This window comes from Nocardioides sp. OK12, assembly GCF_024341885.1.
Lineage (GTDB): Bacteria > Actinomycetota > Actinomycetes > Propionibacteriales > Nocardioidaceae > Nocardioides > Nocardioides marinisabuli.
The window spans coordinates 336,003-362,379 of the sequence record NZ_BNET01000006.1 but is presented as its reverse complement, the minus strand read 5'-3'; the positions used below and the strand labels follow the sequence as shown (position 1 = coordinate 362,379).

Below are 26,377 nucleotides of genomic sequence, written 5' to 3'. Positions count from 1 at the left end.
CCCGCCGAGGTCTTCGCTAAGTTGCTCGAAGAAGACCACACCAAAGGTGTTGCGTCCGCCCCCTGATTTCGCCGTCACTTTCGCACCATCGACCGGTCGGTCGGGGCGCCGGCGGCGTCAGCCGATCAGGATGCCGGCGATCGCCGCGCTCATCAGGTTGGCCAGGGTGGCGGCGAGGATCGCACGCAGCCCGAGCGAGGCGATGTCGGGACGACGCTCGGGGGCGATGCCGCCGAGCCCGCCGAGCAGGATGCCGAGCGAGCCGAGGTTGGCGAAGCCGGTCAGCGCGAAGGTGACGATGGCGGCGGTCTTGTCGCTGAAGCCGCCGATCACCTCGCCGAGGTTGGCGAAGGCGACGAACTCGTTGACCACGACCTTCTGGCCCACGAAGCTTCCCGCCTCGACCGCCTCGCCCCACGGCACACCGATCGCCGACATCAGCGGCGCGAAGACATAGCCGAGGATCTCCTCGATGGTCAGGTCCCCGGCGCCGAACCAGCCACCGACACCGCCGACCAGCAGGTTGAGCAGCGCGATCAGCGAGATGAACGCCAGCAGCATCGCGCCGATCGTCGCGGCCAGCTTGAGCCCGTCGGCGGCACCGTTGGCGGCGGCGTCGATGACGTTGCGCGCCCGCATCCCGTCGTCGGCCGGCCCCTTGCTCTCGGCCGCCTCCTTCTCGGCGCGCAGGACCTCGTCGGCGCTGGACCAGTCCCTGTCCTCGGAGTCCGCGCCGTCGTCCTCGGCGCTGCCGGACGCCGCTCCGCTCGGGACCGCGCTGGGCGACCGGTCCTGCCCACCCTGCTCGGCCTCGTCGTCCACCCGCTCCTCGGGCAGGATGATCTTGGCCATCAGCAGCGCTCCCGGCGCCGCCATGAAGCTGGCGGCGATCAGGTAGTCGAGGCGCGCGCCGAGCAGCGAGTAGCCCACCAGCACCGACCCGGCGACGGTCGAGAGCCCACCGACCATCACCGCGAAGAGACCGGAGCGCGACAGCCCGGCGACGTACGGCCGGATCACCAGCGGCGCCTCGGTCTGGCCGACGAAGATGTTGGCGGCGGCGTTGGTCGACTCGGCCTTCTCGGTGCCGAGCAGCCAGCCCAGGCCGCCGCCGAGCACGCGTACGACTCGCTGCAGGATGCCGAGGTGGTAGAGCACCGCGGTCAGCGAGGCGAAGAAGACGATGACCGGCAGCACCTGGAAGGCGAAGACCTGGCCCTCCTCGGGCAGGACCGGGCCGAAGAGGAAGCCGATGCCCTCGCGGGAGGAGTCGATGACGGCCTGCACGGCCCGCGAGGCCGCCTCGAGGGCCCGCTGGCCCACCGACCAGTAGAGGACGACGACGCCGAAGACGATCTGCAGGCCCAGGGCACCCAGCACCGTGCGCGGGCGGATGGCGCGGCGGTCGCTCGAGACCGCCACCGCGATGGCCAGCAGCACCAGCATCCCGCCGGCTCCCCACAGGACGTCGATCATGGCTCCACCTCTCGCACCCGTACGTCGGCGACCGGTCGGTCGGCGCGTGGGTCATGCTGGCACGACCCACCACCGAGCCGCCGGAGGCATCGCATGAGTCTGGTCCGAGACGTCCTGGGCAGCGCCCAGCGCCTGCCGCTGGCGGTGCAGGCCTGGGTCTTCCTGGTGCTGATGCCGGTCAACCTGGCCGCCCTGGTGGTCGTAGGTCAGCCGCTGGGCCCCCTCGTCGCCGCGCTCGCGGTCGGCGCCCTGGCCGTCAACGGCGTCGTGATGGTCCTCGACCGCGGCTTCTCGCTGGCGATGGCGCTGCCGCACGTGGTGCTGTGGGTGCCGCTGCTCGGCGTCATCGGCTACGCCCTGCTCGGGCGCGACGACGTCGGCGGTGCGTACGCGGCGTACCTCGTGGTGCTGCTGGTCGTCGACGCGGTCTCGCTGTGGTTCGACGTGCCCGACGCGAAGCGCTGGCTCGGCGGGCAGCGCGACACCTTCTGAGCCGTACGCCGCTCAGTCGCGCACGGCGAGCAGGTGGCACGCCGCGACGTGGTCGTCGACCGCGGGGAGCACCGGGAGCGCGGTGCCGCGGCACGCCGCGTCGACCCCGGCCGCGGCCGCGGTGCCGTCGGCCAGCGCCGGGCAGCGCGGGTGGAAGCGGCACCCGCCGGGGATGCGGGTCGGGTCGGGGATCTCGCCCGCCAGCACCACGGGCTCGACCCGCCGCGACTCGGGCACCACCGAGAGCAGCGCCCGCGTGTAGGGGTGCTGGGGGTCGCCGAGCACCTGCTCGGTGGGGCCCGACTCGATGACCCGGCCCAGGTACATCACCGCGGTCCGGTCGGCGATGTTCCAGGCCAGCCCCAGGTCGTGGGTGACCACGAGCACCCCGAGGCCGCGCTCCTCGCGCAGCCGCAGCAGCAGCGCGAGCAGCTCGCCGCGCACCGAGGCGTCGAGGGAGGAGACGGGCTCGTCGGCCACCAGCAGCCGCGGCTCGAGGGCCAGCGCCCCGGCGATCAGGACCCGTTGACGCTGGCCGCCGGAGAGCTCGTGGGGGTAGCGCAGGTAGAACCGCTCGGGTGGTCGCAGCCCGGCGGCGGCCAGCGCGGCACCGACCTGCTGCTCCTCGCCCGGGCCGCCACCGCGACCGCTCGACAGGCCGTGCAGGCGCAGCCCCTCCGCGACCGACTCGTAGACGGTGTGGCGCGGGTTGAGGGCACCGGCGGGGTCCTGGAGGACCATCTGCACCTGGCGGCGCACCGCCTTCAGGGCCCGAGCCCCCCGGCCCAGGGGCGCCCCGTCGAGGCGCACCTCCCCCGAGGTGGGCGCCTGGAGGCCGACGAGGGTGCGGGCCAGGGTGGTCTTGCCCGAGCCCGACTCGCCCACCAGGGCGACGATGTCGCCCGAGCGCACGGTCAGGTCGGCCCCGTCGAGCGCGGTGGCCACGGCTCCCCCGCGGCCGGCGAACTCGACGCGCACCCCGCGCGCCTCGAGGCTGTGGGTGCCGGTCGCGGGTGCCGCCCCGATCGGCCCGGTGTGCCCGGTGTGCTCGGTGCTGCTGGCGCTCATGGCTCCCCGATCCTCCAGCAGGCCGCGGTGCGGCCGGGCTGGTGCTCCTCCAGCGGTGGCTCCTGGGTGGTGCAGCGCTCCACGGCCCGCGGGCAGCGCGGTGCGAAGGCGCAGCCGACCAGCTCGGCGCGCGGGTCGGGCGGGTCGCCGGGCAGGCCCGCGGGGGCGTAGCGCGAGGCCGGGTCGCCGATGCGGGGGAAGGCCGCCGACAGCGCGCCGGCGTAGGGGTGCAGCGCCCGCGTGAAGACCTCGGCGGCCGGCCCCTGCTCGACCACGCGGCCGGCGTACATCACCGCGATGCGGTCGCAGAGCTCGGCGAGCACGGAGAGGTCGTGGCTGATCACCACCATGCCGACCCCCAGCTCGCGCACCAGCCCCGAGAGCAGGTCGAGCACCTGCGCCTGGACCATCACGTCGAGGGCGGTGGTCGGCTCGTCGGCCACCACCAGGTCGGGGCGGCAGGCCAGGGCCATCGCGATCATCACCCGCTGGCGCTGACCGCCCGATAGCTGGTGCGGGTACGCCGCCGCCCGCGCGGCCGGCAGCCCGACCTGCTCGAGCAGCGCCGCGACGCGGGCCTCGACCTCGGCGTCGGCGACCTCCGGCTCGTGCACCCGGATCGGCTCGGCCACCTGCACGCCGACGCGGCGCACCGGGTTGAGGGAGTGCAGGGCCCCCTGGAAGACGATCGAGGCGCCCGCCCAGCGCACCGCGCGCAGCGCGCCCCAGCGCATCGTCAGCACGTCGTCGCCCTGGAAGGACACGGTCCCGCTCACCTCCGCGGAGGCCGGCTGGAGCCGCAGCACCGTGCTGGCCAGGGTCGACTTGCCGCAGCCCGACTCGCCGGCGATGCCCAGCACCTCCCCGCGCGCCACGTGCAGGTCGATGCCGCGCACGGCCGCCAGCGGTCCCTCCTCGGTGCGGTAGGTGACACGCAGGTCGCTGACCTGCAGCAGGTCGGTCATCGTCGCTCCCTGAGCCGGGGGTCGAGCACGGACTCCAGCGCCTGGCCGATCAGCGTGAAGGAGAGCACCACCAGCACCACGCACAGCCCGGGCGGCACGATGAACCACCACGAGCCGGTCGTGATCGCCCCGACCCGGAAGGCGTCCTCGAGCATCGAGCCCCACGAGACCCGCGTGGGGTCGCCGAGGCCGAGGAAGCTGAGCGTGGTCTCGGCCAGGATCGCCACGGCCACGGTCAGGGTGGTGTTGGCGAAGACGAGCGGCGCCACGTTGGGCAGCACGTGGCGGCGCAGCAGGTGCAGGTGGCCGGCACCGAGTCCGCGGGCCCGCTCCAGGTAGGCGCGCTCCTTGATGGAGAGGGTCTGGCTGCGGATCAGCAGCGCGGTGCTGGTCCACGACGTCACCCCGATGACCAGCGCGATGTTGAGCAGCGAGCGGCCCAGCACGCTGGCCAGCACGATCGCCAGCGGCAGGAACGGGATCACCAGGAACCACTCGGTGAGCCGGAAGAGCAGGGCCCCGGGCCAGCCGCCGAAGTAGCCGGAGAGCAGGCCCACGAGGGTGCCGATCACCATCGAGATGACGGTCGCGAGCAGCCCCACCAGCAGGCTGACGCGGGCTCCCCAGATCAGCAGGGTCAGCACCGAGCGGCCGTTGTCGTCGGTGCCGAGCAGGTACGTCGTCGAGGGCGGCTGCAGGACCCCGCCCTGGGCGCGGGTCACCGAGAGCCCCTCGGCGTCGGCGATCACGGGCGCCAGCAGGGCCAGCAGCACGAACGCGCCGAGGACGACGAGCCCGGCCACGCCCGAGCGGTGCCGGCGGAACTCGCGCCACCCGCGGCGACGGCTCTCGGCGCGTCGGCGGCGGGCCAGCTGCGCGGCGCTGGCGCCCGCCTCCACCCCGGCCCCCGCGCTCACGTGCGCACCCGCGGGTCGAGGACGCCGTACAGCAGGTTGGCGAGGAGGTTGGCCAGGATGACGCCGACCGAGGCCACCAGGAACGCGCCCTGGAGCACCCAGTAGTCGGGGATCTCCAGCGCCTCGGTGGCCAGCAGGCCGAGCCCGGGGATGGAGAAGACGGTCTCGACGGTGATCGCGCCGGCGACCACGAACCCGAAGTTGAGCGCGAGCACCGTGGTGGCGGGCAGGAGGGCGTTGGGCACGGCGTGACGGTTGCGCACCGCGACGTCGCGCAGGCCCTTGGCCCGGGCGGTGGTCAGGTAGTCCGAGCCCAGCTCGTCGAGCAGCGAGCTGCGCATGATGAGCGCGTAGTCGGCCAGGTAGGCCAGGGTCAGGGTCAGCACCGGCAGCGTGAGGTGGCGCGCCACGTCGAGCACCCCGCCCGGCGACCAGGGGTCGACGTCGACGGAGTGCAGCCCGCCGGTGGGGAACAGCCCGGGCACCGGCCCGAACCCGACGGCCAGGGTGGCGATGAGCAGCAGCCCCAGCCACCACTCGGGCATCGAGTAGAGGGTCAGCGAGGCGCCGGTCGAGAGCCGGTCGAAGCGCTGCCCGTGGGCCCAGGCCGCGCGGGTGCCCAGCCACATCCCGATCATCGCGGCCAGCAGCGTCGAGGTGCCGACCAGCAGCAGGGTCGGCCCGATCCGGTCGAGCAGCAGGTCGGCGACCGGCACCCGGTAGCGCAGCGAGACGCCGAGGTCGCCGGTGAGCGTGTTGCCCAGGTAGGTCAGGAACTGCCGGGGCAGCGGCTCCTCGAGCCCGTACGTCGCGCTGAAGGCCTCGAGCTGCTCCGGCGAGCTGAACCGGCCCCGGCCCAGCGTGCGCGCCGGGTCGCCGGGCAGCACCCGGAAGAGGAAGAAGTTGACCACGAGCACGAACGCCAGGCTGCCGAGCGAGCCCAGCACCTTGCCCCCGGCGTAGCGTCCGTAGCCGCCGCGCGCCCGGCGCCCGCCCGACGGGGCCGCGAGCACCCCCTCGGCACTGGCCGCGAGGGTCACTCGCGGTCCTCCGCGCTCGCACGCCGGCGTACGACGAGCACCGCCGCGCCGGCCGCGAGCAGCACGGCCAGCCCGCCCATGCCCACCAGCACCCCGGTGCCGACGCCCTCGTCGGCCCCGGCCTCGGAGGCCTCGGTGGCGCCGGTGCTGCCGTCGCAGTCACCGGCCTCGTCGGCGGGCCGGATGGAGCGGTAGGTGTGGGTGCCCTGCTGGAAGATCCACTGCCCGGTCCCGGCCGGCTGCTGCAGCAGGCAGGCGAAGCGGTCGCTGCGCACGGCCTGGCCGGTGGTGTTGTAGGCCGTGACCAGGTAGGGCGCGTCGCGGAAGAGCATCTCCTGCATCGAGTGGATCTGCTCGGCGCGGGCCTCGGGGTCGAGCTCGGAGCCCTGCTGCTCGAAGAGGGCGTCGTAGTCCTCGTCGCAGTACCAGGAGTCCGACCAGTTGCCCCGCTGGTCGCAGGTCATGTAGCTGAGCATCGAGGTCGGGTCGGCGTCGACGAACCAGCCCCACTCGAAGGCGTCGAACTCGCCGGCCAGGATGATGTCGGTGAGCTTGGAGGACTCCACGGTGGTCACCTCGGAGTCGATGCCCAGGTCGGCGAGCCACTCCTTGAAGTAGGCCATCACGTCGGTCGAGGTCGCGGAGTCGGAGCGGGCGAAGAGGCGCAGGGTGCCGATCGGCGAGCCGTCGGGCAGGGTGCGCATCCCGTCGGGGCCCGTCGTGTAGCCCGCCTCGTCGAGCAGCGCCGCGGCGCGCTCGGGGTCGTGGCTCAGGTCCTCGGCCGGCGGCTCCCAGTGGAAGGTCGCGTAGCCCGGCGGGACGATGGTCGAGCCGGGCCGCCCGGCCCCCTGGTAGACGGTGTCGACCAGCTGCTGGCGGTCGAGCGCGAGGCCCAGCGCGAAGCGGAAGTCGGGGTCGAGCACGGCCGGGTTGGGGTCGCCGATCGGCTCCCCGGTCTCGAGGTCGACCGAGCCCGCGTTGAAGGAGATCTCGTCGAAGCCCGGGGTGTCGGCGTTCTGGGCCAGCACCCCGTCGCGGCCCTCCAGCGAGGCGACCTGGAGCGCAGAGATGCCCTCGACGAAGTCGACCTCGCCCTTGACCAGCGCCTGCACGGCGGGGTCCTCGCTCTTGAAGACCCGGAAGACGACCTCGTCGACGTGCGGGGCGCCGTTCCAGTAGTCGGGGTTGGCCTCGAAGCGGTACGTCGAGCCGCCCGCGGTGCCCTCGACGAGCCGGAACGGCCCGGAGCCGACCACCGGCGCACCGTCGGTGGGCTCGGCGGCGTAGGACTTCATCTGCTCGCCCGTCACGTCCGACCACACGTGCTGGGGCACGATCGGGATCGGCACCATCGGCAGCACGCTGTTGGGCCGCGACAGCGTCATCACCAGCGTCGTGTCGTCGGTGGCCTCGACGTCGGTGACGCCGGCCAGCCACGACTTCCAGGTGGCGGCCTCGGGTCCCTTGCCCAGCACCCGGCCGTAGGTGAAGGCCAGGTCGTCGGCGGTCAGCGGCTCGCCGTCGGACCAGGTGACGTCGTCGCGGATGGTGAAGCGCCACTCCAGCCCGTCGTCGCTGCTCTCCCAGTCGGTGGCCAGCGAGGGCTGCAGGGACAGGTCGTCGGTGGAGAAGTCCACCAGGTAGTCGTAGGTCAGCGCCCACATCTCGTAGGACTCGACCTCGATGCCGAGGAAGGGGTTGAAGCTGTCGACCTCGTTGAGCAGCGCGACGGTGAACCGCACCGGGTCCTCGCCCTGGCTCGTCGACGCGGCCGCGCCGCCCGGGCCGGCCAGCAGGCCGAGCGGCAGCAGGCAGGCAGCCAGCACCCCCACGAGTGCGCGGGCCCGCGCACCGGTCGGCCGGACCCCTGCCGCGGCGCGCCGCTTCGTCGTACCTTGACGCCCGTGAAGCCACCCGCGCCCCCGGTCGCCGCTCCGCGCACCCACGCCCACCGCGAGCACGGGGTCGAGCGACCCGACCCCTTCGCCTGGCTGCACGACGTGTCCTCGCCGGAGGTGCTGGCGCACCTCGCCGCCGAGCGGTCCTACTACGACGCTGCCTCTGCGCATCTGCACTCCCAGGTGGTGGGGCTGGCCTCCGAGATGGCGTCCCGGGTGCCGAACGACGAGCGGTCACCCTCGTGGGACCGCTCGAGGTACTCCTACTACACCGAGCACCCGGCCGGTAGTGAGTACGCGGTTATTCGCCGAAGAATCCGTGGTAATAAGTCACATTCTGAGACGGAATCCGTTGCGGATCAAGATTTTACCGATGTTTTCCGTGGCCGCTCCGAGGGTGCCGACAAGACCCGCGACGAGGTCGTCCTGGACGTCGGCGAGCTCGACACCGGCAGCGGCCACCTCGAGCTCGGGCTGGCCCTGGTGAGCCCCGACGAGCAGGTGCTGGCCCACGCCGTCGACACCACCGGCGACGAGGTCTACCGGCTGCGCTTCCGCGACCTGCGCACCGGCGCCGACCTGCCCGACGAGGTCGCACGCTGCTACTACGGCGGGGCCTGGAGCGCGGACTCCCGCGAGTTCTTCTACATCGTCCACGACGACGCCTACCGCCCCCACCAGGTCTGGCGGCACCGGCTGGGCAGCGACGTGGCCGACGACGTGCTGGTGCTCAGCGAGCCCGACGAGGCCCACGAGCTGCACCTGCGCGCCAGCCGCAGCGGCGAGCTGGTCATCATCACCAGCGAGAGCCGCACCACCGGCGAGACCTGGGTGGTCGCGACGGCCGACCCGACCGCGGCCCCCCGCTCGGTCGGGGGCCGGCGCCCCGGCGTGGTCTACCGCGCCGAGCACGTGCGCGGGCCCGGCGGCGGCCACCTCCTGCTCGTCACCGACGACGGTGCCGAGGAGATGCGGCTGGTCCGCGCGCCCGTGCCCGCGACCGCGGAGGGCCAGGACGAGACCTCCTGGGTGGAGGTCCGCCCCGAGGACCCCGCCGAGCGCCTCGAGCGGGTCGACGCCTTCGCCGGCCACGTGGTGCTCGGCCTGCGCACGCAGGCCGAGCACCGGTTGCGCCTGCTGCCGCACGACGACCTGGCCGGCCCGGGGCTGGTGGTCGCCAGCGGCTTCCCCGGCGGCGCCGTGCACCTGGGTCGCTGCACCGACTACGACGCCACGGCCGTGACGGTCCACGACCGCGCGCACGTCGAGCCCACCAGGTGGCTCGAGGTCGACCTGGCCAGCGGCGGCCAGCGCGAGCTGGGGCGGCAGGAGGCCCCGGGCCACGACCCCGCGCGCTACGTGACCGAGCGCCGCTGGTTCCCCTCCACCGACGCCACCCCGGTGCCGGTGACGCTCGTGCGGCACCGCGACACCCCGCTCGACGGCACCGCCCCGGCGCTGCTCTACGCCTACGGCGCCTACGAGTACGTCTTCGAGCCCGACTTCGACCCGGCCCTGCCCAGCCTGCTCGACCGGGGCGTGGTCTTCGCCCACGTGCACGTGCGCGGCGGCGGCGAGGGCGGCCGGCGCTGGTGGCTCGACGGCCGGCTGGCGGCCAAGCAGCACTCCTTCACCGACCACCTCGCCGTCGCCGACGCGCTCGACGGCCTCGTCGACGGGCGCCGCCTGGCCACCCGGGGCCTGAGCGCGGGCGGCCTCCTCCAGGGTGCGGTGCTCAGCCAGCGGCCGGAGCGCTGGCGGGCGGTGGTCGCCGAGGTGCCGTTCGTCGACGTGGTCACCACGATGCTCGACGCCAGCATTCCGCTGACGGTCAACGAGTGGGAGGAGTGGGGCGACCCGCGCCGGCCCGACGAGCACGCGTGGATGCTGGCCTACTCGCCGTACGACAACCTGCCGCCGGCGGGCTCGCGCCCGGACCTGCTGGTCACCGGCGCGCTGCACGACCCGCGGGTGCTGGTGCACGAGCCCGCCAAGTGGGTGGCCGCGCTGCGGCACAGCGACCCCGGGTGGGGGCCGCGCTGCCTGTTCCGCTGCGAGGTGGGCGCCGGCGCCCACTCCGGGCCCTCGGGGCGCCTGGGCCACCTGCACTACGAGGCCGAGGTCTACGCGTGGGTCCTCGACAAGATCACCGACCAGGAGACCGGCCAGGACACCGACCAGGACAGCAGGAAGGACGGCGCGCGATGACCGCCGGCGTGCACGACGAGGTGCTGCGGGTCGCCCGCGACCTGATCCGGATGGACACCAGCAACGCGCCCGCCGAGGCGCTGGGGCGCGCACCCGGCGAGGAGACGCAGGCCGCGGAGTACCTCCACGACTACCTCAGCGGCCACGGCGTCGAGTGCGAGCTGGTCGCGCGCGACGAGCGGCGCGCCAACCTGGTCGCCCGCATCCCCGGCACCGGCGGGGCGCCGTCGCTGGCCTTCGTCGGGCACACCGACGTGGTGCCGGCCGACCCGCGCGACTGGACCCACCCGCCGTTCGAGGCCGTCGTCGACGACGCGGGCTGGCTGTGGGGGCGCGGCGCGATCGACATGAAGGGGGAGGTCGCCGGGCGCGCGGTCGCGATGGCCGCCCTGGCCCGCTCCGGCTTCCGCCCGCGCGGCGACCTGTGGCTGCTGGCCGTCGCCGACGAGGAGGACGGCATGTACGACGTGGGGATGCGCTGGCTGCTCGAGGCACGCCCCGACATCCGTCCCGACCTGGCGCTCAACGAGGGCGGCGGCGAGCGGATGGTGCTCAGCGACGGGCGCGTCGTGCTACCGGTGGGGGTCGGCGAGAAGGGCACCTACCCGGTGCGCGTCACCGCCGTCGGCGAGGCCGGCCACGCCTCGACGCCCACGATCGGCGACAACGCGGTGCCGCACCTGGGCGAGGTGCTGCGCCGGATCGGGCTCGGCACCGCCGAGCCGCAGCGCTCGCCGCTGCTCGAGCGCACCCTGGAGATCCTGCTCGGGGAGCCGCCGGGCGACCTCGACGAGGCGCTGGCCCGCGCCGGGCGGCTGCAGCCGCTGCTGCTCGACGTGCTCCCGGCGCTGGTGGGCACCACGATGGCGCCGACCCTGGTCGGCGGCTCGTCCAAGCGCAACGTGATGCCGGCCCGGGCCTGGGTCGAGCTGGACTGCCGGATCCTCCCGGGCACCACCGAAGCCGACGTCGAGCGCGCGGTCCGGGCCCGGCTGGGCGACGACCTGCGCTACGAGCTGACCTGGCCCGAGCACCTGGTGGCCGGCAGCAGCAGCCCCGAGGAGTCACCGCTCATCGACGCGATCGGCGCGGTGCTCGCCCAGCAGGGCGAGACCGGCAGCCTGCTGCCGCTGCTGGGCACCGGCTTCACCGACTCGGTCTACCTGCGCGCCGGCGCCGGCACGACGGCGTACGGCTTCAACCCCTACCGGGCGACCTCGGCGGAGGTGGTCGCGGAGGGCTTCCACAACGCCGACGAGCGCATCCACGTCGACGACCTGCTCCACAGCGTCGAGTTCCACGAGGCCCTGGCCCGCCGGCTGCTGGGCTGAGCCGGGCTGAGCTGGGCCGCGCTCAGCCCGCGCCGACGAGCAGCAGCGTGGAGACGAAGACGACGCCGGTGACCACCAGCACCACGCTGGTGTAGCCCATGATGTCGCGCACCCGCAGACCCGCCACGGCCAGCAGGGGCACCGCCCAGAACGGCTGGATCATGTTGGTCCACTGGTCGCCATAGGCGATCGCCATGATGACCACCGGCTGGGTGACGTCGAGGGACTCCGCCGCGGAGGCGAAGATCGGCGCCTGGAGCGCAAACTGGCCGCCACCCGAGGGCACGAAGAGGTTGAGCAGCCCGGCGGAGAGGAACGCGAAGACCCCCAGGGTGCCGGGGGTGGCGGCGTCGACGACCCAGCTGCTCAGCATCTCGGCCAGCCCGCTGGCGGCCATCATCGCCGCGATGCCGGCGTACAGGGGGTACTGCAGCAGCACCTCGACGACGGTGCGGCCGCCGCGGGCCACGAGCGCCGCGAGCTGGCGGGCGTTGGCGACGACCAGCAGCACCAGGCACAGGAACGTCCAGTTGACGATGTCGAGGGTCAGGTCGAAGCCGTTGTCGAGGAAGTGCAGGACCAGGTAGAGGCCCAGCGCCACGCCCATCACCGAGGTGACCAGGCGTGAGGTCTCGAGCCGGTCGGCGGGCGAGCCCTGCTCCTGCGGGGCACCCGCGGCGGCGCCGGCGGGTTCCTGGGAGTCCTCGAAGACGGCGTCGGGGGCGGGCCGCACCGGTTCCCCCTCGCCGGGCGCCATCAGCGGCATCGCCACCGCGATCACCAGCAGCGTCACCGCGACGGCGACGAGGTTCCACCAGGCGAAGATGGTCTCGGAGACGGGCACCACGCCCATCCCGAGCGTGGTGGCGTAGACCCCGGTCTCGGTGGCGGCGTTGAGCGGCCCCGAGCCCGAGTAGCCCATGTGCCAGACCACGAAGCCGGTGTACCCCGAGGCCACCAGCAGCGGGTAGTGCAGGGGCGTGCCCCGGTCGCGGAAGCGGCGCGCCACCTCGACGGCCACCACCCCGCCGACGATGAGGCCGAGGCCGAAGCTGAGCAGCGAGGCCAGGCCGGCCACCACGGTGACGAACGCGTACGCCGCCCGCGGGGTGCGCGGCACCCCCGCCACCGCGGTCAGCAGCCGGTGCACCGGCGGCAGGTTCGCGAGCGTGTAGCCCAGCAGCAGCACCAGCGCGACCTGGGTCATGAACGCCAGCAGCCCGGTCAGCCCGTCGCCCCAGGCCAGCGTGAGCTCGCGCGGACCGGTGTCGGTCAGCGTCAGCGACAGCACCGCCACCAGCAGGGTCAGGGCGACCGCGAACACGAAGGCCCCCGGCATCCAGCGTTCGACGAAACGGCTCGCCGGACCGGCGATCTTGCGCAGCATGCGTCCTCCCGAGGCGCCACGCCCGAGACGGCTGTGGCCTGGCTCACCCCATCTCAGGAGCGGGCCGGGCGTCAACCACCCCGTCCAGCACCCGGCGGGCGGGTCGGGGGCTCAGCGGCCCAGCAGCCCCCGCACGTACGCCGCCTGCCCGGCGTGCTGGGCGCAGTCGTCGGCCACGGAGACCAGCCGCACCCCGAGGTTGACCGGCGGGTCCCAGCGCTCGTCGACGACCCGGTCGAGGTCGGAGTCGTCCAGCGCCCGCACCCAGGGGCGCATCGCCTCGTGCACCGCACGGAGGTAGGCGCCGAGCAGGTCGCCCGGCACCCGGACCGCGGCCACCTCGTCGTCGCCGTGCCCGTAGCCGGTGTCGGCGGCGTCGAACGGCAGCCCGAGCCGCTCGGCGTACCCGGACGCGACGTGCACCTGCTCGCGCCCGGCGGCCGCGGCGACGTGGTCGTCGTAGATGCGGGTCAGGTGCCAGACCAACCAGGCGATCGAGTTCGCCCCGGGCGCCGGGCGGTGCGCCAGGTCGTCGGCGCCGAGGCCGTCGAGGACGGACTCGACGTTCTGTGCGGTGCGGTCGAGGGAGTCGGCCAGCAGCTCACCGGGCGTCATGCCCCGACCGTACGCCGCCCGGGCAGGGCCGTCACAGCACCTTGGAGAGGAACTCCTGGGTGCGCTCGTGCTGCGGGTCGGAGAGCACCTCGGCGGGGTCGCCCTCCTCCATGATGACGCCCTCGTCCATGAAGACCAGCTTGTCGCCGACCTCGCGGGCGAAGCCCATCTCGTGGGTCACGACCATCATCGTCATGCCCTCGGAGGCCAGCGACTTCATCACCGCGAGCACGTCGCCGACGAGCTCGGGGTCCAGCGCGCTGGTCGGCTCGTCGAAGAGCATCAGGTCGGGGTCCATCGACAGCGCCCGGGCGATCGCCACCCGCTGCTGCTGGCCGCCGGAGAGGTGCGCGGGGTAGGCGTCGGCCTTGTCCGAGAGACCCACCCGCTCGAGGTTCCTCAGCGCGCACTCACGCGCCTCGTCCTTGCTCCGCTTCTTGACCCGGCGCTGGGCCAGGGTCAGGTTGGCGGTGACGGTCAGGTGCGGGAAGAGGTTGAAGGACTGGAAGACCATCCCGATCCGCGAGCGCACCTCGTTGAGGTCGGTCTCCGGGTCGGTGATGTCGACGCCCTCGACGAGGACCCGGCCCTTGGTCGGCACCTCCAACCGGTTGACGCAGCGCAGCAGCGTCGACTTGCCCGAGCCCGAGGGCCCGATGACGCAGACCACCTGGCCGTCGTCGACGTGGAAGTCGATGCCCTTGAGGACCTCGTTGTCGCCGAACGACTTGTGCAGCTGCTGGACGTCGATCGCGTGCTCGTAGGCGGGGTTGCTCGTCACGTGGTCAACGTCCTCTCGCGCCGCGGCGCTCCATGAAGGCCACCAGCCGGGTCAGCGGCAGGGTGACGGCCAGGTACATCAGGGCTGCGATGGTCAGCGGCGTCGAGTTCGCCACCGAGGAGACCCCGTCGCGGGCGAACGTGGTGAGCTCCTGCTGCGACAGGGTCATGCCGACGATGAACAGCAGCGAGGTGTCCTTGATGAGGATCACCAGCTCGTTCGTCAGCGGAGGGATCACGATCCGGAAGGCCTGCGGCAGCACCACCGAGATCATCGTCCAGCCCGCCGGCATGCCCAGCGAGTGGGCCGCCTCGACCTGGCCCTTGGGGACCGCCTGGATGCCGGCGCGGATCGTCTCGGCGATGTAGGCCGCCGAGACGACGATGAGCGCGATCAGGCCTGCTCCCGCGTTGCCACCGGGCGGGCGCCACTGGAAGGCGATCGGCACCGCGAAGGCGAAGGTGAAGATCACCAGCAGGGCCGGCAGGCCTCGGAAGAACTCGATGTAGGCCGTCGCGACCCACCGGTAGGGCGCCACCGGCGAGAGCTTCATCAACGCGAGGACCAGGCCGAAGACCATGCCCCCCGCGAAGGCGATCGCGGTGTAGATGATCGTGTTCTTCGCCGCGACCACGACCACGTCTGGGAAGAGGTCCTTGGCGATCTCGACGTCGAAGAACGCCTCCTGGATGGCCGGCCAGTCCGCGGCCAGGACCAGCGCGGCGACGGCGGCCACGAAGATCGCGTACAGCGACCCGCGGGTGAGACGGGTCTTCGTGGTCCTCTTCACGAGGGACTCCTCAACGGTGGTCGGCTACGGACGAGGACGCAGCAGCGTCAGGAGTCGGAGAAGTACTTCTCGTAGATGGTGTCGTACTCGCCGCTGTCGCGGATCGCCTGGAGGTTCTCGTTGATGGCCTCGAGGAGGTCCTCGCTGCCCTCCTCCTTGACCGCGAAGCCGTAGGACTCGTCGGTGTCGTACTCCTCGACGATCTCGTAGGCGCCGTCCTCGGTGTGGTCGAGGTTGACCGGCAGGTCCTGCAGCACCGCCGCGACACCACCGGAGTTGAGCGCGGCGTAGAGCTCGGCGTCGCTGGGGAAGGAGACCAGCTCGGCGCCGTCGGGCACGTTGTCCTTGGCGTACTGCGCGCCGGTGGTGCCCTGCTGGACGCCCACCTTCTGGCCGTCGAGGTCGTCGATCGAGGCGATGTCGCCGCCGGCCTCGGCCAGCAGCGACTGCTTGGAGTCGTAGTAGGGGTCGGAGAAGTCGAGGTTCTCCTCGCGCTCGTCGGTGATCGTCATCGCGCTGGCGACCAGGTCGCACTGCCCGGCGGCCAGCGACGCGCCGCTCTGCAGGCCGTCGAAGCCGGCGTCCTTGACGACGACCTCGAGGTCCATCCCGGCGGCGATCGCGTCGACGATCTCCATGTCGAAGCCGGTGTAGCCGGTCGGCGAGGAGGCGTCGGGGTACTCGAACGGCTTGTACGGCGCGTCGGTGCACACGGTGAGCTGGCCGGCCGAGATCACCTCGGGCTCGCCCTCGGCGGCCTCGGGCTCGTCGGAGCCGCAGGCCGACAGGCTCAGGGCGAGGGCCGTAGCCACGGACAGGGTCTTGAGTGCCTGGGACGTGTTCACCCCTCGATCGTAACGATCGGCCACCTGTCCCGACGCACACGCCCACCCAACGAGCCCAGCACCGCGACACCCGGCGGGGTACGGCCGGAGGACGGCGGCGGTGGTCTGGCCCGGTGTGTGTCGAGCAGGTTTCGCCGGACAAATTTCGGCACCTTCTCCCCTTCGCCGAAAGAGTCCTCTTTAGATTGCGTCCAGCTCGCCGATCTGCCGGCGACGAGGATCTGGAAGAGGTACGCGCCCGATGACGCACCCGACACGACAGGACGGCCCCGGCCGTCGTCACCGCCGGTTCCCGGCCGTCGCGACCCTGGTGGCGGCCCTCGCCCTCGGAGCGGCTGCTCCGCCGGCCACCGGCGCGGCCCACGAACCGGTCGACGGCGCACAGAGCGTCGGGGACGCCCAGTTCCCGCACATCGGCAACGGCGGCTACGACGCGCTGCACTACGACCTCGACCTGCGCTGGAGCCCCACCGGCGTGGTCAGCGGCATCATGGGCGGCGTCCTCGACCAGGCCAGCCTGCACATGGACGCCAGGACGACCGACGACGCGCTGCGCTCCTTCTCGATGGACTTCCGCGGGCTGACGATCGACAGCGTCGAGGTCGACGGCGAGCCGGCCGCCTTCACGCGCGAGGTGGTCACCGGGGTCGCCTACGACCCCTCCCACAAGTACAAGCTGGTGATCACTCCCGCGACCCCGGTCGAGGGCGCCTTCACCGTCGACGTCGCCTACCACGGCGTCCCTGAGCGGCACACCGACGCGGACGGCTCGTGGGAGGGTTGGGTGGGCACCTCCGACGGCGCCACCTTCCTCGCCCAACCGGTCGGCGCGATGACCGTCTACCCGCACAACAACACCCCCGGCGACAAGGCGTCGTACACGATCGACGTCAACGTGCCGAACGAGCTGACGAACCTCGCCGGCACCGGCGCGGCGGCCGCGGCCAGCAACGGCGTGCTGAGCGCCAAGGTGCCCACCGACGACGGCACCCGCACGACCTGGCGCTGGACGATGGCGCAGCAGATGGCGAGCGAGCTGATCGTGGTCTCGGTCGGCAAGTACGACGTCCACGAGAGCACCGTGACGCTGGCCAGCGGGCGCGAGATCCCCGAGCTGTCCTTCATCGACTCCGCGCAGTCCACCGCCAACAAGACGACGTTCACCAACCGCCGCGCCGCCATCGGGCCGATCACCCGTGGCCTCGAGGGCATCTACGGGCCCTACCCGGGCGATGCCACCGGAGTCATCGTCGACTCGGTGCCCAGCGGCATCAGCTACGCGCTGGAGACCCAGGACCGCTCCTTCTTCCCGAGCGTGAGCTCCTTCAACGGCAACACCCTCACGCACGAGATCGCGCACCAGTGGTACGGCGACAACGTCTCGCCCGGCCTGTGGACCGACATCTGGATCAACGAGGGGATGGCCTCGTGGGCCCCGACCTACTACAACAACGTCGTGGCGGCGGCCTCGCCCAGCTGGGCCGCGGTCGAGACGACCTACTACAACAGCTGGAACGGCCGCGCCGCGTCCAGCTCGAGCTGGGCCACGCCGCCGGGTGCGCAGACGAGCTCGGCCGATCTGTACGGCTACCAGACCTACACCCGCGGCGCGCAGTTCTGGGAGGCGCTGCACACCGCGCTGCGCCGGGACGACTTCCTCACCGTGGTGCGACGGTGGCAGGACCGGCACGCCGGCACCAGTCCGCGCGGGGACGAGCTCAAGGACCTCGCCGAGGAGGTCTCCGGGCGTGACCTCGACGCCTTCTGGCAGGACTGGATCTACGACGCCGACAAGCCGGCCTGGCCCGGCAAGTACGACCTCGCCCTCACCGCGGAGCCGAGCGACGGGGTCGTCGAGCCTGGCGACGAGATCGCCTACACCCTCGACGTGACCAACGTCGGACGCGTGGCTCTCGACGGGGCGGTCGTCGAGGTCGACCTCGGTGACGTCCTCGACGACGCCGAGCTGGACGAGCTGCCCGACGGGCTCGTCCGTGACGGCACCGACCTCGTCTGGACCGTGCCGACGACCCCGACGACGGCCGGGGCCAGCACCGCCACCACCTCCTTCTCCGTCGTCGTGGCGGACGACGCCTCCAGCGACGCGCTGAGCGCGACCGCGGCCCCGGCCGCGACCTCGCTCGGCGGCCTGTGCGCCGAGTCCTGCACCAGCAGCCACACGGTCGACGCCCAGCCGCTGACGCCCACCGCCGACCCCGAGGTCACCGGCACGCCGGTGGTCGACGGCACCCTCACCGCCGCGACGGCCGGGTGGAGGACCGGCAGCACGTTCCAGTACGTCTGGTCGGTCGGCGGCGAGGTCGTCGCCGGAGCCACCGGCGCGACGTTCTCGCCGCGTCCCTCCGACGTGGGCAGCACCGTGAGCGTGGAGGTGACCGGTGACCGGGCCGGCTACCTGCCCGTGACGCGCAGCAGCGCCCCCAGCGCGCCCGTCGCGCGGGGCTCCCTCACCGGCACGCCCGTCCCGACCGTGGTCGGCGACCCGGCCGTCGGTGCAGCACTCAGCGCCGACACCGGCACCTGGGACGGCGGAGCCACCCTGTCCTACCTGTGGTCCGTCGGCGGCCAGGCGGTGCCGGCCGCCACGACCGCGTCGTACACGCCGGTGCCCGCCGACGTCGACAAGACAGTGACCGTGCAGATCACCGGTTCGCGTCCGGGCTACGACAGCGTGACGCGCACCAGCGCCCCGACCGCGCCGGTGGCGCTCGGGACGTTCGCTTCGTCCCCCACCCCGACGATCGCCGGCACCCCCGTCTTCGGCGGCACCGTGACCGCCGAGGCCGGCAGCTGGGACGACGGCACCGCGCTGGCCTACCAGTGGTTCTCGGGCGGCGAGGCGGTCGATGGCGCCACCGGGGCCGGCTACTCGCCGACCGCCGACGACCTGGGCAGCACGCTGACCGTGCGCGTGACGGCCACCAAGGCCGGGTACGCCACGACCACGCGTACCAGTGCCGAGTCCGACGCCGTGGCTGCCGCCGGCATGACGCTCACGCCGACCCCCACCATCGCTGGGACGCCCCGCTTCGGGGAGGTGCTCAGCGCCGAGGCCGGCACCTGGGACGACGGGGTCCACCTGTCCTACCAGTGGCTCGTCGACGGGGAGCCTGTCGGTGACGAGACCGCCACCGAGTTCAGCCCCCGGGCAGGCGACGTCGGCGGGGTCGTCACGGTCGCGGTGACGGGGGCGAGGACCGGATACGAGCCGGCCACGCGTACCAGCGAGGCCACCGCTCCCGTGTCCGCCGCTCGTCTCGAGGCACCGCGCCGGCCCAAGATCAAGGGCCAGGCCCGGGTCGGACGCACCCTGGTGGTCCGCGCCGGGCAGTGGGAGGACGAGGTGACCCTCACCTACCGCTGGTTCGCCGACGGCAAGATCCTGTCACGGGAGACCGGCAAGCGCCTGGAGCTCGGGGCAGCCCTGCGTGGCAAGCGGATCAAGGTCAAGGTCGCCGGGTCCCGTCCCGGGTACGCCGACACCTCCGTCAACAGCACGCTGACGAGGACGGTGCGGTGAGCCCCTCGGGTCGCTAGCGACCCGGCAGCAGCAGGAGGCCCCGGCTCGCCAGAGCCGGGGCCTCGCGTGCGCTTGGAGCCGGGTGCCGGTGGACGGGACCCGCGTACCCCAAGGGCACGGAGAAGGGGGGCGAAACGACTGCGTCATGATGGCACCCCCAGCCGGCTCGAACAGCCGGGCCGCCCCAGCACCTCCGAGGAACACGTGACGCCTGACCGCCGAGCAGCCATCGTCCAGACCGTCCTCGACCTGCCCCTGCACCGCTCGCTCGGGCTGCGCCTGGCGGTCGAGGCCGATCCCGCGGCCGGCGTCGAGATGACGGTGACGGAGGCGACGACCAACCCCTCGGCGGTCCTGCACGGCGGTCTCGTGCCGCTGCTCCTCGACGTGACCTGCTTCCTCCGGCTCCTCGAGACCCTGCCCGACGAGTCGCACGCCGTGACCGTCAGCTCGACGGCCTCGGTCATCGCGGCCGCGCGCGACGGCGAGGTCGTGCGCTGCACCGCCCGGGTCGACCGGCTCGGCCGCACCCACGCGTTCCTCTCCGGCGAGCTGCGGGTCGGCGACAAGCTGGTGGCGACCGGGCAGGTGGTCAAGGCCGTGGTCTGACGGCAGCGACCCCCGGACGCAGAAGAAGCCCGGTCCGAGTCGGACCGGGCTTCGTGTCTTGCGCGCCTGTAGGGATTCGAACCCCAAACCTTCTGATCCGTAGTCAGATGCTCTATCCGTTGAGCTACAGGCGCCCGTCGCCCGGCGTGCCGAGCGACCTGAGAAGAGTAGCCGAGTCGCCCGGCGAGTTGAAATCGGGCCGAGCCCCACGACGTACGCCGGCCGGGCTGTGACCCGCGGCACACGGCGTTGAACGATCCAATATGCGGGGTTAAAGCGCGGCGGTACATTCGCCGAAGTCCCAGGCGGAGACCCTCATCGGCACCGCACCAGGACCCTACAAAAGTCGCCGGCAACGACGCCACGCGATCCACACCAGCTCCACGACACACCGTCGATACGCTCGACGGCCGGGGCGCCTGCCGACCCCGCTCCGCGAGGCCAGGTCCCCGCGAATGCGCGAGAGGTAAGGCAGATGACCGCCGACCAGGCACTGAACGACGCCCCCACGACCCACCAGGGCATCCTGGACTTCGTCGCGGAGGTCGCGGCGATGACCAAGCCCGACGCCATCTACTGGTGCACCGGCTCCGACGACGAGTGGACCATGCTGACCGACGCGCTCGTCGGCACCGGCACGTTCACCCAGCTCAACCCGAGCATCAAGCCGAACTCCTACTACGCGGCCTCCGACCCCATCGACGTGGCGCGCGTCGAGGACCGCACCTACATCTGCTCGGTCGACGAGAAGGACTGCGGGCCCACCAACAACTGGATGGCGCCCGACGAGATGAAGTCGATCATGCGCGGTCTCTACGACGGCTGCATGACCGGTCGCACCATGTACGTCATCCCCTTCGTGATGGGTCACCTCGACGCCGAGAAGCCGATGTTCGGCATCGAGCTCACCGACTCCGCCTACGTCACCGCCTCGATGCGCGTCATGGCCCGGATGGGCTCCAAGGTGCTCGAGCGCATGACCGAGCTCGACGCCGACTTCGTGCAGGCTGTGCACTCGGTGGGCCACCCCCTCGCCGAGGGCGAGGCCGACGTGAAGTGGCCCTGCAACGACACCAAGTACATCGTGCAGTTCCCCGAGGAGCGCGCGATCTGGTCCTTCGGCTCCGGGTACGGCGGCAACGCGCTGCTGGGCAAGAAGTGCTACGCGCTGCGCATCGCCTCGGTCATGGCGCGCGACGAGGGCTGGCTCGCCGAGCACATGCTGATCCTCAAGCTCACCAGCCCCCAGGGCGTCACCAAGTACGTCGCCGCGGCCTTCCCGAGCGCCTGCGGCAAGACCAACCTCGCGATGCTGCAGCCCACCATCCCGGGCTGGAAGGTCGAGACCCTCGGCGACGACATCGCCTGGATGCGCATCGGCGAGGACGGCCGCCTGTGGGCCGTCAACCCCGAGTACGGCTTCTTCGGCGTGGCGCCGGGCACCAACGAGCACACCAACCCCAACGCCATGCGCACCATCAACAAGGGCAACTCGGTCTTCACCAACGTCGCGCTCACCGAGGACGGCGACGTGTGGTGGGAGGGCCTGGAGAACCCGCCGGCCAAGGCCACCTCGTGGAAGGGCGAGCCCTGGACGCCCGACTCCGAGGAGCTCTCCAGCCACCCCAACAGCCGCTACTGCACCCCGATCAAGCAGTGCGACATCCTCGCGGCCGAGTACGACGACCCGCGCGGCGTCCCGATCGACGCGATCCTCTTCGGTGGTCGCCGCAAGACCACCGTCCCGCTGGTCTTCGAGGCCCGCGACTGGACCCACGGCACCTTCCTCGGCGCGACGCTGTCGTCGGAGACCACCGCCGCCGCGACCGGCGCGGTCGGCGTGGTGCGCCGCGACCCGATGGCGATGCTGCCCTTCATCGGCTACAACGCCGGTGACTACTTCAGCCACTGGATCAACGTCGGCAAGGACAACGACGCCTCCAAGCTGCCGCGGATCTTCTACGTCAACTGGTTCCGCCGCGACGACGAGGGCGGCTTCCTGTGGCCCGGCTTCGGCGAGAACAGCCGCGTGCTGAAGTGGGTCGTGGAGCGCATCGACGGCCAGGCCGCCGCGGTCGAGACCCCGATCGGCCACGTGCCGACCCCCGAGGCGCTCGACACCGACGGCCTCGACATGAGCGAGGCCGCCCTGGCCGCCGCGCTCGAGGTCGACGCCGAGGAGTGGAAGGCCGAGATCCCGCAGATCCAGGAGTGGTTCGAGAAGTTCGGCGACGACCTCCCCGGCGTGCTGTGGAGCGAGCTCGACGGCCTCAAGGCCCGCCTGGGCGTCTGAGCCCCCGCGGCACTACCGCAGGTCACGACGGACCCCGCCCCCGCTCCGGGGGCGGGGTCCGCTGCGTCAGCGCCCGCGGCGTCGACTGCCCCCCGGGGGTGTGCAAGGTGTGACAGGATCGAGCGCCTCGGAGACCCAGCCCCAGGCAGACCCCCCACGCCCCCAGGAGGAACAGGTGTCGAGCTACGGCCCCGAGCAGCGAGCACTCCTGGAGTCGCAGGCGGCCCCGTTGTACGAGGCTGCCGTCACCGAGGGCGGGCTGCGCGTCGACGACCCCCGCGTCGCCGACGGCGCCGAGACCCGCCCCGCGTTCGACCTGCTGCTCGAGCTCGGTCTCCTGCACCTCGACCCCGAGGGCGCGTCGTACCTGCCCGAGGACCCGGCCAGCGTGCAGTCACGGGTCGTCTCGCCGCTCAGCCAGGACGGCAGCCGGCTGCTCGAGGAGTCCTCGCAGTGGGCGCGCGCCTTCGGCGGGCTGGCCCAGACCTGGCGTCGGGCTCCCCAGAGCGAGCGCGGGGGCCCGTTCACCTACCTGCGCGACAACGCGATCAGCACCTACCTCGAGGGCCTGGTGGCCGAGGTCGAGGAGGAGATCCTCACCGCGCAGCCGCAGGCCGGGCGCGACGCCGCCACCCTGGCCGCAGCGGCGCAGCGCGACATCTCGGCGCTGGAGCGCGGCGTGCGGATCCGCACGCTCTACCAGCACAGCGCGCGCCGCAGCACCGTCACGCACCGCTACGTGGCCTCGGTGACCGAGCGGGGCGCCCAGGTGCGCACCCTCGACGAGTTCTTCAACCGGATGATCGTGGTCGACCGACGAGTGGCGATCATCCCGGGCGCCGAGGACCTCCGGGTGGCGATCGCGGTGCGCGAGCCGTCGGTGGTCGCCTACCTCGTCGACGTCTTCGAGCGGGCCTGGGAGCGCGGCCGGGCCTTCAACAACAAGGAGTCCTCGCTGCTCAAGGACATCGCCGTCGAGCAGCGGCAGATGACGATCCGGATGCTGATCGAGGGCCACGCCGACCCGGTCAGCGCGAAGCGGCTGGGGGTCAGCCCGCGGACCTACGCCGGGTACGTCGCCGACCTCAAGGACGAGTACGAGGCCGAGACCCGCTTCCAGCTCGGCTACACGATGGGCCGCCTGGGGCTGTCGGGCACCGACTCAGGCCCCGAGCGCGCCGACGACGGGCCCGCGTAGGACTGAGGCCACCGCAGCCCGCCCAAGCACGTCCGGGCGCACGAAAAGCCCCACCGGGACGGATGGGGCCTCTCGTGCGCGGCAACGCCGCAGCGGGGTGGCTCAGCCCAGGTGCACCGGGGGACGCCGGGTCACGGAGCCTTGCGGCAGTAGCCGCCGCAGCCCCAGCTGGTGTCCATGGCCTGGGCGGGGGCCACGAAACCGAGCAGCCCGACGGTGACAGCGGTGGTGGCGACGACGAGCCCGGCCTTGCGGACGATCTTCATGGGGAACCTTCCTCACAGCTCAAGTCGGACCAGGTCGTGGTCCGTGAGGACCGAGTGTGCCCCAGGCCACGCGCGTCGGCACCGTGCTCGTTGCCCCAGGTTCCTGCAATGCACAAACCTGCAGGACGACCTCGTCGGTCCGGGACGCACCGCGGGACCCGGGCATGGCACGACCCCCGCTGGTCGAGGACCTGCGGGGGTCGTGCGCTGGCGGGCTCAAGACGAAAGCCCCCAACCTGCGGCGATGCGGGCGAGATTAGATGCTCGCCCCGCACGGTCGGGCAACTTTCCCCGCGAGCGGGTGGGTTCGTTGTTCATGGGTTGTCCTTCGGTGGGTTGCACAGGTTCTAACGACTCGCCGTCCTTATCGGCGGGCGAGCGTGACCTCCACACGCCGCTACTCACTTCCTGTGTTGCTGGCTGCGCCGGTGTGGATGTCGTGCATGGACTTGCCGGGAGTGACTCATGCGCTGTCAGGAGGACTCGGTGCTCTCACCTGAGCACATAGCGCCAGCCCAGACTGCGGGGTCGCCCTGCACGTCGGGCGCGTTCCGCTCAGCCTCCTCGTAGCGCGTGCCGTAAGCGCTCGTGTTCTCTTCGCTGGCTTCGCATCCGAAGAGGAGAGGTAAGGCCAGGATGGCGGCGAGGGTTCGCTCCATACCGTCCATGTCGGCGGTGAGTCCACGTCGCTGAATCTCTTCGAGCGGGTCAGGCGAGGACGTAGGAACGCTGACCGTCCGTTGGCACCCGGAGGATGCCTCGTTGCGTCAGGTTGTAGAGGTACGCGTCGATGGCGGTGAGGACGCTCTGTGTGTTCTCGTCCAGGTTGATGTCGGCGGCTTCGAGGGTCTTGCGTGCCGTCTCTGGGGTGACCTGGTTGCCGGTGGGCTGGCCGTGGACGTGGGTCATGTAGATGTGGGCGTGCCAGTGTGCGGGGGTAGCGTGTATGGCGGCGAGGTGTTCCCCGCCTGGCCACTTGATGGCGGGCGGTATCTCGCCGCCGTGGACAGCAGCGACGTCCCGGTGGATGTCCGAGTCGATCCAGTGCTTCTCGTGCTCAGCCTTGCGGGCGTCGATATCAGCGAGGCGCTGCTTTTGTGCCTGCCAGTCGCGTGCAGAGTCTGCTTCGAGGCGCTCGGTGCGTTCCTTCTTCTGCTCTCGACGTTGCTGTTGTAAGACTGCTTTGACCCTGCGGGACTCGGCGTCTGCGGCCTCCCTCGCGGCCTGTGTCTTCTTGGCTCGCTCCGCGCGTTCGTGGCGTATTCGTTCCAGGTCGTCGAGGGTTGCGTCGATCTGGAGATGTGAGATGAGGCCGCTCTGCTGCCGCTCGATCGAGATGAGGCTGACTCGTGTCAACGCTTCGAGGAACGCGACGAGTGCTTTGAAGCGGTTGCTCCGGGAGTTGTTCGTCTGGATCTGGTGCGCGGCCAGGGCCGACCAGCAGTCGTTGATCGTGAAGGTGGTTCCGATCGGTCGGTCGTGAATGCAGTTCTCGTAGAGGGCGAGGTGCCAGTGCAGTGGTTCGGCGTGGATCCACCACCATTCACCGCTGCTGTCGGTGAGGATGTCGGGCACGTGACTGCCCCATCGCATGGCGGCGATGTCTTTGAGTGGGGACGCGTTCCATCGCTGTGCGTTGCGCTGTGCGAAGAGTGAGTTGCGCTGTTGCTTTTCGTCGCGACGTCGTTGTGCTTCCTGTTCTTGGGCGAGACGTTGCTGTCGTGCGGTTTCGTCGGCACGGCGGCGTTTCTCTTCTGCAGTTCTGCGGCGGGCGAGGGCTACGTCGATGCGGCGCATGGTGGGGGTGACGATGCCGCGCTCGGTGTCGAGTTCGCAGTCGTCCAGGGCGTCTACGTAAAGTCGTCCGTAGGTGTCTTCCTCTTCCGGGGACTCGGGTCCGTAGGGGCCCTCGTGCTGGCTGGTGATGGTGCCGATCTGGCGGGTCACTGGGTTGATGACCAGCAGGGGTCGCCCGGCCTTGTTCCACTCCTGGCCAAGGAGCGGGATGCGGACTATCGAGGGGTCATCGGCAAGGTGGCTGCCTCGCGGTGGGCGCTTGAGTCGAAGATGGCCCAGCAGCCAGGCGCACGCGATGGGGTTGGGGTCGTGGTTGTCGTAGTCGGACTGTTTGGTTTCCCAGTCCTCGGGCGCGTAGTTCTTGTATTCGACTTCGAAGGCCGTCTGGTGGCCGGTCTCCCAGGTCACCATGACGTCGGCGATGCGGTAGCGGCTGGTGTCTGGGTGCTTGGTGGTCCAGCGCTCTTCTTTGACGGATGCGTTGGTGGGGACGCGAGCCTCGGCCCAGGCAGCGATCATCGCTTTGGCCGCGAGGTGGAACTCGCTTTCACCGTCCGACGCGTGAGGCGACGGCTGGTTGTGACGGAAGTGATGGCGGCGGCTGGTCCCGCCGACCGTGGTGATTTCGACCTCGCAGTCGGGCACCGGGCAGCGCCATTCGGCCTTCGCGATGGCACGGAGATCCGCTGCTTCCCCGTCCGGTAGGAACCGAGGTTCCCCGGTGCTGCGCTCGGCGGCCCACACCTGCCGGAACTCATCATCGAGGAACGCCTCGACGAGGCCACGGTCGTGTCTGCTGCCGGTCATGTTTGAATTATCGGTTCGATGACCGGCAGGTTGTAGCGATCAACCGATTGGGT

20 protein-coding genes and 1 tRNA gene are annotated in these 26,377 nt (G+C 71.8%); 7 read left to right on the top strand and 14 right to left on the bottom strand.

Going from position 1 to position 26,377, the window contains the following annotated elements:
• Positions 1–117: 117 nt before the first annotated feature.
• A complete protein-coding gene (locus OCU29_RS17090; protein WP_261820865.1) occupies positions 118–1,476 on the bottom strand; it encodes a NupC/NupG family nucleoside CNT transporter in 1,359 nt (452 codons plus the stop codon).
• Between the two features lie 93 nt (positions 1,477–1,569).
• On the opposite strand from OCU29_RS17090, the gene OCU29_RS17085 reads away from it, so the two are divergent.
• Entirely contained in the window at positions 1,570–1,968 is a 399-nt protein-coding gene (locus OCU29_RS17085; RefSeq protein ID WP_261820864.1) for a hypothetical protein, read from the top strand.
• A gap of 12 nt (positions 1,969–1,980) precedes the next feature.
• Here the strand turns inward: OCU29_RS17085 and OCU29_RS17080 are convergent, their stop codons facing one another.
• The 5 genes from OCU29_RS17080 to OCU29_RS17060 are packed head-to-tail and all read right to left on the bottom strand — an operon-like array spanning position 1,981 to position 7,784.
• The gene (locus OCU29_RS17080) at positions 1,981–3,036 is read right to left on the bottom strand and encodes an ABC transporter ATP-binding protein (protein ID WP_261820863.1); all 1,056 of its coding nucleotides are present in this window, start codon (positions 3,034–3,036) and stop codon (positions 1,981–1,983) included.
• Positions 3,033–4,001: an ABC transporter ATP-binding protein gene (locus tag OCU29_RS17075; protein ID WP_261820862.1), complete on the bottom strand. Its 969-nt coding sequence runs from the start codon at positions 3,999–4,001 to the stop codon at positions 3,033–3,035. The genes OCU29_RS17080 and OCU29_RS17075 overlap by 4 nt, the downstream gene beginning before the upstream one ends.
• Positions 3,998–4,918: an ABC transporter permease gene (locus OCU29_RS17070; protein ID WP_258017169.1), complete on the bottom strand. Its 921-nt coding sequence runs from the start codon at positions 4,916–4,918 to the stop codon at positions 3,998–4,000. The genes OCU29_RS17075 and OCU29_RS17070 overlap by 4 nt, the downstream gene beginning before the upstream one ends.
• Entirely contained in the window at positions 4,915–5,958 is a 1,044-nt protein-coding gene (locus OCU29_RS17065; RefSeq protein WP_261820861.1) for an ABC transporter permease, read from the bottom strand. Before OCU29_RS17065 ends, OCU29_RS17070 begins: the two co-directional genes overlap by 4 nt.
• Complete coding sequence (locus tag OCU29_RS17060; RefSeq protein WP_261820860.1) at positions 5,955–7,784, bottom strand: ABC transporter substrate-binding protein; 1,830 nt, start codon at positions 7,782–7,784, stop codon at positions 5,955–5,957. Before OCU29_RS17060 ends, OCU29_RS17065 begins: the two co-directional genes overlap by 4 nt.
• Positions 7,785–7,862: 78 nt before the next feature.
• Between OCU29_RS17060 and OCU29_RS17055 the strand changes: the two genes are divergently transcribed.
• Both OCU29_RS17055 and OCU29_RS17050 read left to right on the top strand, forming a co-directional pair.
• Positions 7,863–10,064 carry a prolyl oligopeptidase family serine peptidase gene (locus OCU29_RS17055; protein ID WP_261820859.1) on the top strand — a complete coding sequence of 734 codons (2,202 nt, stop codon included), beginning with the start codon at positions 7,863–7,865 and terminating at the stop codon, positions 10,062–10,064.
• The gene (locus OCU29_RS17050) at positions 10,061–11,395 is read left to right on the top strand and encodes a M20/M25/M40 family metallo-hydrolase (protein ID WP_261820858.1); all 1,335 of its coding nucleotides are present in this window, start codon (positions 10,061–10,063) and stop codon (positions 11,393–11,395) included. The genes OCU29_RS17055 and OCU29_RS17050 overlap by 4 nt, the downstream gene beginning before the upstream one ends.
• A 22-nt stretch (positions 11,396–11,417) precedes the next feature.
• On the opposite strand, the gene OCU29_RS17045 is transcribed toward OCU29_RS17050, so the two are convergent.
• The 5 genes from OCU29_RS17045 to OCU29_RS17025 all read right to left on the bottom strand — a co-directional run bounded on the left by OCU29_RS17045 (position 11,418) and on the right by OCU29_RS17025 (position 15,813).
• On the bottom strand, positions 11,418–12,782 hold the full coding sequence (locus tag OCU29_RS17045; RefSeq protein WP_261820857.1) for a short-chain fatty acid transporter: 1,365 nt from the start codon (positions 12,780–12,782) through the stop codon (positions 11,418–11,420).
• Positions 12,783–12,893: 111 nt separating this feature from the next.
• The gene (locus OCU29_RS17040; protein WP_261820856.1) at positions 12,894–13,397 is read right to left on the bottom strand and encodes a DinB family protein; all 504 of its coding nucleotides are present in this window, start codon (positions 13,395–13,397) and stop codon (positions 12,894–12,896) included.
• A 31-nt stretch (positions 13,398–13,428) separates the two neighbouring features.
• Complete coding sequence (locus OCU29_RS17035; protein ID WP_258017168.1) at positions 13,429–14,178, bottom strand: amino acid ABC transporter ATP-binding protein; 750 nt, start codon at positions 14,176–14,178, stop codon at positions 13,429–13,431.
• A 4-nt stretch (positions 14,179–14,182) separates the two neighbouring features.
• Positions 14,183–14,968: an amino acid ABC transporter permease gene (locus tag OCU29_RS17030; RefSeq protein ID WP_261820855.1), complete on the bottom strand. Its 786-nt coding sequence runs from the start codon at positions 14,966–14,968 to the stop codon at positions 14,183–14,185.
• Between the two features lie 47 nt (positions 14,969–15,015).
• Positions 15,016–15,813, bottom strand: coding sequence for a transporter substrate-binding domain-containing protein (locus OCU29_RS17025; RefSeq protein ID WP_261820854.1), 798 nt, complete (start codon positions 15,811–15,813; stop codon positions 15,016–15,018).
• A 241-nt stretch (positions 15,814–16,054) separates the two neighbouring features.
• Between OCU29_RS17025 and OCU29_RS17020 the strand changes: the two genes are divergently transcribed.
• Both OCU29_RS17020 and OCU29_RS17015 read left to right on the top strand, forming a co-directional pair.
• Positions 16,055–19,354, top strand: a complete 3,300-nt coding sequence (locus tag OCU29_RS17020) for a M1 family aminopeptidase (protein ID WP_261820853.1) — start codon at positions 16,055–16,057, stop codon at positions 19,352–19,354.
• A gap of 204 nt (positions 19,355–19,558) precedes the next feature.
• The gene (locus tag OCU29_RS17015; protein WP_261820852.1) at positions 19,559–19,963 is read left to right on the top strand and encodes a PaaI family thioesterase; all 405 of its coding nucleotides are present in this window, start codon (positions 19,559–19,561) and stop codon (positions 19,961–19,963) included.
• A gap of 61 nt (positions 19,964–20,024) precedes the next feature.
• Here the strand turns inward: OCU29_RS17015 and OCU29_RS17010 are convergent.
• A tRNA-Arg gene (locus OCU29_RS17010) sits at positions 20,025–20,097 on the bottom strand.
• A 341-nt stretch (positions 20,098–20,438) separates the two neighbouring features.
• On the opposite strand from OCU29_RS17010, the gene OCU29_RS17005 reads away from it, so the two are divergent.
• Complete coding sequence (locus tag OCU29_RS17005; protein ID WP_261820851.1) at positions 20,439–22,256, top strand: phosphoenolpyruvate carboxykinase (GTP); 1,818 nt, start codon at positions 20,439–20,441, stop codon at positions 22,254–22,256.
• 175 nt (positions 22,257–22,431) lie between these two features.
• Positions 22,432–23,454, top strand: a complete 1,023-nt coding sequence (locus tag OCU29_RS17000) for a LuxR family transcriptional regulator (protein WP_261820850.1) — start codon at positions 22,432–22,434, stop codon at positions 23,452–23,454.
• A gap of 131 nt (positions 23,455–23,585) precedes the next feature.
• On the opposite strand, the gene OCU29_RS16995 is transcribed toward OCU29_RS17000, so the two are convergent.
• The gene (locus OCU29_RS16995) at positions 23,586–23,720 is read right to left on the bottom strand and encodes a hypothetical protein (protein ID WP_261820849.1); all 135 of its coding nucleotides are present in this window, start codon (positions 23,718–23,720) and stop codon (positions 23,586–23,588) included.
• 708 nt (positions 23,721–24,428) lie between these two features.
• On the bottom strand, positions 24,429–26,324 hold the full coding sequence (locus tag OCU29_RS16990) for a competence protein CoiA family protein (protein ID WP_261820848.1): 1,896 nt from the start codon (positions 26,322–26,324) through the stop codon (positions 24,429–24,431).
• Positions 26,325–26,377: the final 53 nt, after the last annotated feature.

Coding starts and splice junctions, on each gene's coding strand:
- OCU29_RS16995 (WP_261820849.1), bottom strand. CDS start 23,720: ATGAAGATCGTCCGCAAGGCCGGGCTCGTCGTCGCCACCACCGCTGTC.
- OCU29_RS17075 (WP_261820862.1), bottom strand. CDS start 4,001: ATGACCGACCTGCTGCAGGTCAGCGACCTGCGTGTCACCTACCGCACC.
- OCU29_RS17050 (WP_261820858.1), top strand. CDS start 10,061: ATGACCGCCGGCGTGCACGACGAGGTGCTGCGGGTCGCCCGCGACCTG.
- OCU29_RS17085 (WP_261820864.1), top strand. CDS start 1,570: ATGAGTCTGGTCCGAGACGTCCTGGGCAGCGCCCAGCGCCTGCCGCTG.
- OCU29_RS17040 (WP_261820856.1), bottom strand. CDS start 13,397: ATGACGCCCGGTGAGCTGCTGGCCGACTCCCTCGACCGCACCGCACAG.
- OCU29_RS16990 (WP_261820848.1), bottom strand. CDS start 26,324: ATGACCGGCAGCAGACACGACCGTGGCCTCGTCGAGGCGTTCCTCGAT.
- OCU29_RS17090 (WP_261820865.1), bottom strand. CDS start 1,476: ATGATCGACGTCCTGTGGGGAGCCGGCGGGATGCTGGTGCTGCTGGCC.
- OCU29_RS17020 (WP_261820853.1), top strand. CDS start 16,055: ATGACGCACCCGACACGACAGGACGGCCCCGGCCGTCGTCACCGCCGG.
- OCU29_RS17045 (WP_261820857.1), bottom strand. CDS start 12,782: ATGCTGCGCAAGATCGCCGGTCCGGCGAGCCGTTTCGTCGAACGCTGG.
- OCU29_RS17080 (WP_261820863.1), bottom strand. CDS start 3,036: ATGAGCGCCAGCAGCACCGAGCACACCGGGCACACCGGGCCGATCGGG.
- OCU29_RS17005 (WP_261820851.1), top strand. CDS start 20,439: ATGACCGCCGACCAGGCACTGAACGACGCCCCCACGACCCACCAGGGC.